This is a genomic window from Alteromonas alvinellae, assembly GCF_902705805.1.
In genome coordinates this window covers 1-8,926 of sequence record NZ_CACSIH010000142.1, presented here as the reverse complement: position 1 = coordinate 8,926, position 8,926 = coordinate 1, and the positions used below count along the sequence as shown (strand labels likewise).

Here is an 8,926-nt window from a genome sequence, read left to right as displayed (position 1 = left end):
ACTCTTGCAATAACGGGGGAGACCATATACGCGCCCTAGTTTGTTCCATCACAGGTTACTCATGATAAAGCTTTCAAATGTATCGCTACTTCGCGGTCGAAAAATGTTGCTAGAAGAGGCGTCGGCGCAGGTTTTTCCAGGCCACAAAGTAGCGCTGATTGGCAGCAACGGCTGCGGAAAGTCCACGCTTTTTGCACTGCTGAGAAGTGAGTTAAGTGTCGATGCTGGCGACTGCAGCGTACCGAGTGACTGGCGAATTGTAAGCGTGGCACAGGAAACGCCAGCAACTGACCGGACCGCGATAGACTATGTGGTGGACGGTGACAAACATTTACGTAATCTACAGGCGCAATTAGCAGCCGCTGAAAAAAGCGGCGACGGTGTAGAGATTGGCCAAATTCACGGGCAGCTCGAGCAAGCGGGAGCGTACGACGTGGAAGCTCGCGCAGCGACCATTCTGTCGGGTCTGGGGTTTACCAATGTGCAGTTAAGCGCACCAGTTAGCGATTTTTCAGGCGGCTGGCGTATGCGCCTAAACCTAGCTCAAGCGCTGCTTTGTCCTTCAGACTTACTGCTACTTGATGAACCTACTAACCACTTAGACTTAGACGCCGTCATTTGGCTAGAGAAATGGCTTCAACGCTATGCGGGAACGCTGTTGCTGATTTCGCACGATAAAGCCTTTATCGACAACACGGTTGCGCAAATTATCAGTGTTGAACAACAGAAGCTTATCACCTACACCGGTAACTACTCGTCTTACGAAACCCAGCGCGCTGAACGTATTCGCTTGCAAAACATTGAATATGAAAAGCAGCAGCAAAAAGTAGCGCATCTCAATTCGTTTATTACCCGGTTTAAAGCTAAAGCGAGTAAAGCAAAGCAAGCGCAAAGTCGTATTAAGCAGTTGGAGAAAATGGAAACCTTGTTGCCAGCCCATATGGCAAGCCCATTTAGCTTTTCTTTTGCGCCGCCGTCGGCACTGCCAAACCCGCTTGTACAAATGGAAAAGATACAGCTGGGTTACGACGACCATATTGTGCTGCAACAGGTGAAACTCAATTTAGTACCTGGCAGCAGAATAGGTCTTCTAGGTCGAAACGGGCAGGGTAAGTCTACGCTAATCAAACTATTGGCGGGTGTGCATGCGCCAAAACAAGGTATCTTTAATACCGCAAAAGGCTTAAAGATTGGTTACTTTGCTCAGCATCAGTTAGAAACATTAGATGCTAACGCTACTCCGCTTCTTCATTTGCAACGCATTGACGAAAAAGCCACCGAGCAGCAACTTCGCGACTATCTGGGCGGATTTGGATTTAATGGCGATGAAGCGTTAGCGCCCGTGGCACCTATGTCGGGCGGTGAAAAGGCGCGCTTAGTATTGGCGTTAATTGTTTATCAGAAGCCTAACTTATTGCTGCTGGATGAGCCTACCAACCACTTAGATTTGGAAATGCGCCATGCGCTAAATATCGCGCTTCAAGGTTTTGAAGGCGCCATGGTACTGGTCTCGCACGACCGCTTCTTACTCTCCTCGGTATGTGAGGATTTCTATTTGGTAGACAGTGGCGAAGTTGAACCATTTAAAGGCGACTTGGACGACTATCGCGACTGGATTTTAAAGCAGCAGGCAGCGGAAAAAGCCAAGGCCAACAGCGACGCCAAAAACGAAGAGCTACAAGAGACTGGCGCGCAGAGTAAGCCGGAACGCAAATTAGATCGTAAAGAAGAAAAACGCCGTGAAGCCGAGTTTAGGCAAAGGGTTGCGCCACTTAAAAAAGCCATTGAAAAACACGAAAAAGCCATGGAGAAATGTGGTGCTGCTTTGGCTGAGGTGGAAGCGTCACTTGCCGATACTTCGCTTTACAGCGAAGACAAAAAAGCGCAGCTTATGGGCTTACTCGACAAACAAACTCAGCTTAAGCAACAGCTTGAAGGAGAAGAGATGGCATGGCTAGATGCCCAAGAGCAAATTGAGCTAAAGCGAGAAGAGTATGACAATGCCAACGCCTAATATCGAAAACCGCGCGTTTTGGGAGTATAGCGTTTCTCGCTATACCAAAGGTGATATGGCTCCCCTTGCGCTTTTACTGCAAGACAACCACAAGGTTAATGTAAACGTTCTCTTGCTGATTTGCTGGTGTTTAGAGAATAATGTCATCATTAATTTGCCACAGCTTAAGGCAGTGATTGCGGCATCAAGTGCGACCGAAGAAAAGTTACAGTATCACCGTGCAAGGCGAAAGGCTGCGAGCCCCGAAAAAGGCGGAGACCAAGCAGAATATGACGCACTCAAAGCACAAGAGCTAGAGCTTGAAAGACAGCAGCAGCACGATATTGTTGCGTCGTTCAATGAGCAGCCAGTCACGCATCTGGGTCAGGGGCAATCTGTATCGTCTAACGTATTTAACGCGTCTATCGCAGCGTTTATAAATGCATACGGACTGCGAGACAACAACGAGGCGCGCCAACTAGTGAGCCTAGTGGTTAACCAACTATCGTAAAAACACAATAAGAAAATAAAATGAGTAAATCAGCGCTATCGCACGGAAAGATAATAAAAAGCAGCTTTAAGGTGCCAGGGTGGGCGAAGAACCGTCATGTGCAAACCATATGGCCGCGTTTTATTCAAAAGCGGTTGCCTTTGTCTTACGACATGGAGCGTCTCACATTACCCGATGACGACTTCGTCGATGTGGCGTGGGGGCCAAAACCGCAGGAAACATCGGGTATCGTGGTGATGTTTCACGGTTTAGAAGGCAGCATTAAGTCGCATTACGCGAACGATATGATGGCGCAACTGTCAGTAAACGGTTGGCAGGTGGTGATGATGCACTATCGCGGCTGTAGCGGCGTGCCAAACTTAAAAGCGCGGGCGTATCACAGTGGAGAAACAGAAGACCCCAGCTTTTTCTTAGAGTGGCTTCACGATAAATTTCCACGAATTCCTAAAGTGGCCATCGGCTTTTCCCTTGGCGGCAACATGCTATTGAAACTGTTGGGCGAAAACCCTGCGCAAAAGTGGCTTAAGGCAGCGATTGCCATTTCTTCACCTCTTAAACTTTCTGAATGCGCTAAATCAATTAACCAGGGTTTTTCTCGCGTATATCAAAAGTATTTACTTACTAGCATGAAAGATACGCTGCGTAAGAAAATGGAGTACATCGATTATCGCAAGCTTATACAGCTAACAAAAACTGATGTGGAAGAGATTACCAGCTTTACCCAATTCGACGAGAAGATCACAGCGCCGCTTCACGGCTTTGCAGACGCTCAAGACTACTATGAAAAGTGTAGTGCGTATCACTTTTTAAGCGCGATCCACTGCCCTACACTGGTATTGCATAGCATTGATGACCCCTTTATGAATCACTTAATTGTGCCTAAGGAAGAAGAGCTTGCGCGCAACGTTACCGTGGAGCTAAGTGAACGAGGCGGTCACGTTGGGTTCATGCAAGGTTCTATATTAAATCCTAAAGTATGGCTGCACGAACGGGTGAAACGTTTTGTAAGTGAAGCCTTACCTGTAAATACTACGTGTCGTTATGTCAGCCGCTAATGTTGATGTCCTAATAATTTACCCAAACGCTTTTTATCAGGAGTGTGAATGATAATCCCCATTGACGCGCTAGAAGCCGATACGCTTTATAGCTTGGCTGAGTCTTTTGTTCTGCGAGAGGGCACGGACTACGGCGCTGAAGAAGTTGCGCTAGATGTGAAAGTGCAGCAAGTGTTAAACAGACTCAAATCGGGTGAGGCGGTGCTGGTCTATTCAGAGCTTCATGAAAGTGTAGATATCAAAAGAAAAGAAGATATTGAGCCCAGCGAAGCCATGGAATAAAGGCGAAGCGACAGATTAATAGACACAAAAAAAGCCGGGTCGAGCAACCCGGCTACCTACCTGAGGAGAGGAAGGCTTAAAACGCGTAACGTGCAGTTACCTGCATAATGTCTAAATCATCAATGATTCTGTAGTTTGCACCCACAGCCCATTGTGGCGTGATGTAATAGTTAGCGCCTACTCTAAATGTCGCTTCACCATCGTCTACATCGTAGTAGCCAACTTCACCCGCCAACTCTACCTGCTCTGTGATCATCGAGCGAAGGCCAGCATTAATGCTGTAACCTGTTTCGTCGTTTACGTCACCGTCGATACGCTCTAAGTTGGCACCAAAATACGCGTCTGTTGTCGCGTTAACAGGTAAACGGTAACCCGCACCTAGTGTCAGCATATCAAAGTCAAAGTTGCCCTCTTCAAAGAAGCTATACTCGCCGTTCAGGTACCAGTTGCTGTTCAATAGGTATTTACCGTTAACGGTTAAACCGTCTGGTTCAAAAGATTCATTGTCGTCAAAGTCCATTTTGGTGTAACCACCTTCTACGTAACGCCAGTCAGGCTTGTCGGCCATAGCTGTAAGAGGAAGTGTTGCCGCAGTTAGTGCTGCTGCAATAAGTGTGAATGATTTACGCATGTGATAACTCCTTAGTATGTTCAGTAACCCCCCTTACGTTGCTTCCGTCCATTTCAGACTTCCTGCAAAAATTGTTGTAAGGCGGCACGTTTATAGCGCGCTACAAAAGGCTACTTGGTTGATGAACACAAAGCCGTACTCGCCTTCATGCCATCTTTATTATTTCCGTTAAGAAATAGTGTCCGATTTATTTATCTACATGATGAATAGCAAAGCGTTTGCCAACTTCGTACTAAATCACTATTTTGATATGTCTTAATTTATCTATGTTGCTAATATTTATAGATAAAATACGTCTGGCTTTTTAGAGGCTACACATTTGAAATGTTCAAAATCAAAGTTTGATGTATTCCTAGTAAAACGTTGGCACACAAAACTGTCTCTAAAAAACAACAGTTATCCTTTTGTCTAACTCATCGGACATTTTTACAAGCCAGTGTTCTCCACTAATCCACAATGTGTGTGTTTGTAAAGTATTGTAAATTATAAAAAATATAAAAAATAACGGCGACTATTTCGTGTTGGAACAGCTTTTGCTCAAGTCATTATGAGTTATCCAATGTTCACTCAAGCCATTAGGCAAGGAATTCGGCTCTCGCGATATCCGCGATGCCAGTGAACACAGAAAGGAATAGAGCGCCTTTCTCGCATGGTTTCAATCAGCCCCTTTTTTTAGATTTGCATCTTAAGTAACAGACTCACTGTTAACAGTAATATGTAGCAAGGCAGTAAAAGGGTGTGATGACCATCTGGATAACCATTGTTTTCATAAGGAGAGGACAAATGGCTAAGCCAGTTTCAATTTTCGGTAAAGATTTACAAACGGATGTGCGTCAGCGCAATAAGCTTTCACACCTTCTTTTAGCGATGAGCAGTGTCATCGCATTATTTGCGTTTCAACAAGCCGCTGCTGTAGAGGTGAACGATAGTAATCAGCCTCAAAAAGCATCCCCCGTTCTTCAATCTATTATTGACGCTGCTCGCAAGTCAGCGACAGAGAGCTACGAGCAGGACGATCACGGATTAAACAGTAAGCTTAAAGAAATTGACTACACCACATATCGCTCAATTCGCTTTAAGCCAGAGCAGAGCCTTTGGCACGGAGAAAATGACTACGAGCTGCAGTTTTTTCATCCGGGGTTTTTATATGAGTACCCCGTTACTATCCACACTATTGGTGAAAGCAATAAGCCTGAACGCCTAGCGTTTAACAGTGACATGTTCAACTACGACGGGTCTGCGTCGGGGTTAGCTGGGCTAACGGACGAAAAGTCAGGGTTCGCTGGATTTCGCGTTCACTATCCTATCAAGAACGAAGAGTATAAAGATGAATTTGCTGTATTCCTTGGCGCTTCATATTTTCGTTTGGTAGGTAAAAATCAAGTTTATGGTATTTCTGCTCGAGGTTTGGCAATTGATACCGCTTTAGCAAAAGGTGAAGAGTTTCCTCACTTCACAGAGTTTTGGATCATAGAGCCGAGTGAAGGCAAACCAATTACTATTTATGCCCGTCTAGAAAGCCCTTCGGTGGCTGGGGCTTATAAGTTTGTTATCCAGCCTGATATTGATACCAGTGTAAAAGTTGAGAGCTGGTTATTTGCCAGAGATGACGTAAATAAGTTAGGCATTGCGCCGTTTACCAGTATGTTTTTGTATGGCGAGAACACAGAAAAGCGCCATGACGACTATCGTCCAGAGGTGCATGATAGTGATGGTGTACTCATGGTCACTCACGCTGGCGAAGAAATTTGGCGTCCGCTGACTAATCCTGCACGCCTTCAAGTCACGTCACTCAGCGATACAAACCCCAAAGGGTTCGGTATGCTTCAGCGCGACGGCGAATGGGATAATTACCTTGATGCTGAGGCCAACTATCATATTCGTCCAGGGCTTTGGGTTACGCCAGAAGCAGGTTTTGAGAAAGGCCGATTAGAAGTTGTAGAAATTCCTACTAAGTCTGAGATCCATGACAACATTGTGGCTTTTTGGACGCCTGAAAAGCCGTTTAAGTCGGGTGAATCTCTGTATTTTGCTTATGAGCTTAAAACGGTAGAACAGAACCCTTTTGTCAGTGAATTGGCCTCTGTAGTACGTACCCGCCAAGGCAAGGCTGTATTGCCGGGTGACGAGTTTAAAAACGACAGTCTGAATACGACACGACAGTTCAGCGTAGATTTTAGCGCGCCTTCCGCCGTTGCTTTTGATAGTGAGTCGATGAAGTTGGTGGTACAGGGTACTAACGGCACGATTTCTCAGCAGCGCCTTTATCCCGTTGCTGACGGACAAGAGTGGCGTGCCACTTTCTTCCTAAAGCCAAAAGAAAAGCAAACGGTAGATATGCGCGCTTACATTGAGAAAGACGGTAAGCGTGTGAGTGAGGTTTGGAATTATGTCTACCAGCCAAAATAATCACACGAATAAATCGGTATCGAACGGGGCTAAAGCCGTGCCTCAGGTTAAAAGTGATAGCACTGCACGTGCTTCACACTTCATCTTAAAAGGAGAGCATATGCGTTTGTTTATCATGGCAATGCTAGTTATTCCAAGTACGGCATTGGCCGGTTGGAGTTTATACGAGATCTTTTTACCTAACGGCCTTACTAACTTGGAGATCGCACAGTTGGGGTTGGGGTTAACCCTGTTTGCTTGGCTGTGCATGGCATTTTGGACAGGCATTATTGGTTTCTTTTTGCAGCTTTTTAACATTGACCCGCTAAGCTTGCGCAGAAATCAATCTCAGCCTGATGCTACTGCGCCATTAACGCAAAAGCACGCCGTGGTCATGCCGGTTTATAACGAGGATACCCGCCGTATCATGGTGGGGTTTGAAGCTTGTATTCGCGAGTTGATGGAAAGTGAAAACAGTTCGAAATTCGACTTTTTCATGCTTAGCGACACCCGCGATATGGAAAAAGCGGATGCAGAGCTACGTGCCTTTACCCGTTTGAAAAAGCGTTTAGGTGCCTTCTCTAGCCAAGTGTTTTATCGTCGTCGCGAACAAAACCTGCACAGAAAAGTGGGCAACCTTAAAGAGTTTTGTGAACGCTGGGGCGCAAATTACGAGTCAATGATTGTGTTAGATGCCGACAGCGTAATGACCGGAGAGCGCATGCAAGACTTGGCGCGTCGTATTGAGCAAAACCCTGATACGGCGCTAGTGCAGACCATTCCGATGCCGGTGCGTCAAAACAGCTTCTTTGGACGTTTTGTGCAGTTTGCTGCTCACCTGTATAGCCCAATGTTGGCAACAGGACTATCGTTTTGGCAGACAGACAGTGCGAACTATTGGGGGCACAATGCTATTATTCGTATTGCACCGTTTATGCAGCATTGCGGGCTACCTACCCTTGAAGGGCGCGCGCCTTTTGGTGGCGAAATACTAAGCCATGACTTTGTTGAGGCTGCGCTTTTGCGCCGTGCCGGCTGGCAGGCCTACTTGCTTACCGACACTACAGGCAGCTATGAAGAAGTACCAAGTAACATTGTTGACTATGCTATTCGAGATCGCCGTTGGGTTCAGGGCAACATACAGCATTTAGGGCTATTGAACGTTAAAGGTCTTAAAATGGCGAACCGCCTGCACTTCTTATTTGGTGCGTTTGCGTACATCTCTTCACTCATATTATTTTGCATGTTGGCGCTAGGTACGGCAGATGCGTTAATTCGCGCCACGTCAGTGCCAGAGTTCTTCGTGTCTGAATACCAGCTGTTCCCTAGTTGGCAGGTTGCGCGTCAAGACATGATGATGGTAACCATGTGGGGTACGGCGGCGTTACTATTCTTGCCTAAACTGCTCGGTATTACCTTAGCTTTAATAAAACGTCGCGGCGAATTTGGTGGCGCGTGGTCTTTGCTTAAAGGGGCAGCAATTGAGTTAACTATGGCTGTGCTTATTGCGCCGTTAATGATGTTCTATCACAGTTATTTTGTGATTAGCGTTTTTGTTGGCCACTCAGTTAAATGGGAAGCGCAAGAGCGCGAAGGGCGCAAAGTGCCATGGAAAGTTGCAATTAAACACACGCAAATTATGAGCTGTTTAGCGGTAGCGTGGGGCGTAACTACCTTCTACTTCACCCCGTCGCTATTTATGTGGTTGTTACCTGTATTAGTAGGCATGGTGTTAGCGGCGCCGGTTATCCGCTTAACAAGCAGCGATAAGCTGGGCATAGCCATGCGTAAGTGTGGCGTGTTTGTCATTGACCAGGAAGTGAATGAGTGTAAAGCACTTAAGTGTTTACGCGTTGCAATGGGGTATTTTGCTATCTCACAGCACAAGGCAGAAGTACCTGCGCTTCCTGATAACGTGTGGCAGAGCATGCCAGAGCAAGTACTAAGTCAAAAGCCATTGCCTATGCGCCACAGGCTTCCTAACAGCGCATAATGGACTCAAAGTAGATATCAAAACAAAAAAACCGCACATGTGTGTAATGCCGTTCACTTAAGGTGAGCGGCAT

7 protein-coding genes are annotated in these 8,926 nt (G+C 46.2%); 6 read left to right on the top strand and 1 reads right to left on the bottom strand.

The features are described from left to right. Positions 1–61 precede the first annotated feature (61 nt). Genes ACX5KA_RS10575 through ACX5KA_RS10560 form a run of 4 tightly spaced genes read left to right on the top strand, consistent with a single transcriptional unit; the run spans position 62 to position 3,841 of the window. Positions 62–2,014: an ATP-binding cassette domain-containing protein gene (locus ACX5KA_RS10575; protein WP_458731101.1), complete on the top strand. Its 1,953-nt coding sequence runs from the start codon at positions 62–64 to the stop codon at positions 2,012–2,014. Then, on the top strand, positions 1,995–2,504 hold the full coding sequence (locus ACX5KA_RS10570) for a TIGR02444 family protein (protein ID WP_014977787.1): 510 nt from the start codon (positions 1,995–1,997) through the stop codon (positions 2,502–2,504). Before ACX5KA_RS10575 ends, ACX5KA_RS10570 begins: the two co-directional genes overlap by 20 nt. 20 nt (positions 2,505–2,524) lie before the next feature. Beyond that, positions 2,525–3,559, top strand: coding sequence for a hydrolase (locus ACX5KA_RS10565; protein ID WP_014951329.1), 1,035 nt, complete (start codon positions 2,525–2,527; stop codon positions 3,557–3,559). Between the two features lie 48 nt (positions 3,560–3,607). Beyond that, a complete protein-coding gene (locus ACX5KA_RS10560; protein WP_039221440.1) occupies positions 3,608–3,841 on the top strand; it encodes a YheU family protein in 234 nt (77 codons plus the stop codon). Between the two features lie 76 nt (positions 3,842–3,917). On the opposite strand, the gene ACX5KA_RS10555 is transcribed toward ACX5KA_RS10560, so the two are convergent. Next, on the bottom strand, positions 3,918–4,472 hold the full coding sequence (locus ACX5KA_RS10555; RefSeq protein WP_014977785.1) for an outer membrane beta-barrel protein: 555 nt from the start codon (positions 4,470–4,472) through the stop codon (positions 3,918–3,920). 783 nt (positions 4,473–5,255) lie between these two features. Here ACX5KA_RS10555 and ACX5KA_RS10550 point away from each other — a divergent pair. Then, positions 5,256–6,881, top strand: coding sequence for a glucan biosynthesis protein G (locus ACX5KA_RS10550; RefSeq protein ID WP_458731100.1), 1,626 nt, complete (start codon positions 5,256–5,258; stop codon positions 6,879–6,881). Further along, the gene (gene mdoH, locus ACX5KA_RS10545; RefSeq protein ID WP_458731099.1) at positions 6,862–8,853 is read left to right on the top strand and encodes a glucans biosynthesis glucosyltransferase MdoH; all 1,992 of its coding nucleotides are present in this window, start codon (positions 6,862–6,864) and stop codon (positions 8,851–8,853) included. Before ACX5KA_RS10550 ends, mdoH begins: the two co-directional genes overlap by 20 nt. Positions 8,854–8,926: the final 73 nt, after the last annotated feature.

Coding starts and splice junctions, on each gene's coding strand:
- ACX5KA_RS10550 (WP_458731100.1), top strand. CDS start 5,256: ATGGCTAAGCCAGTTTCAATTTTCGGTAAAGATTTACAAACGGATGTG.
- ACX5KA_RS10575 (WP_458731101.1), top strand. CDS start 62: ATGATAAAGCTTTCAAATGTATCGCTACTTCGCGGTCGAAAAATGTTG.
- ACX5KA_RS10565 (WP_014951329.1), top strand. CDS start 2,525: ATGAGTAAATCAGCGCTATCGCACGGAAAGATAATAAAAAGCAGCTTT.
- mdoH (WP_458731099.1), top strand. CDS start 6,862: ATGTCTACCAGCCAAAATAATCACACGAATAAATCGGTATCGAACGGG.
- ACX5KA_RS10560 (WP_039221440.1), top strand. CDS start 3,608: ATGATAATCCCCATTGACGCGCTAGAAGCCGATACGCTTTATAGCTTG.
- ACX5KA_RS10570 (WP_014977787.1), top strand. CDS start 1,995: ATGACAATGCCAACGCCTAATATCGAAAACCGCGCGTTTTGGGAGTAT.
- ACX5KA_RS10555 (WP_014977785.1), bottom strand. CDS start 4,472: ATGCGTAAATCATTCACACTTATTGCAGCAGCACTAACTGCGGCAACA.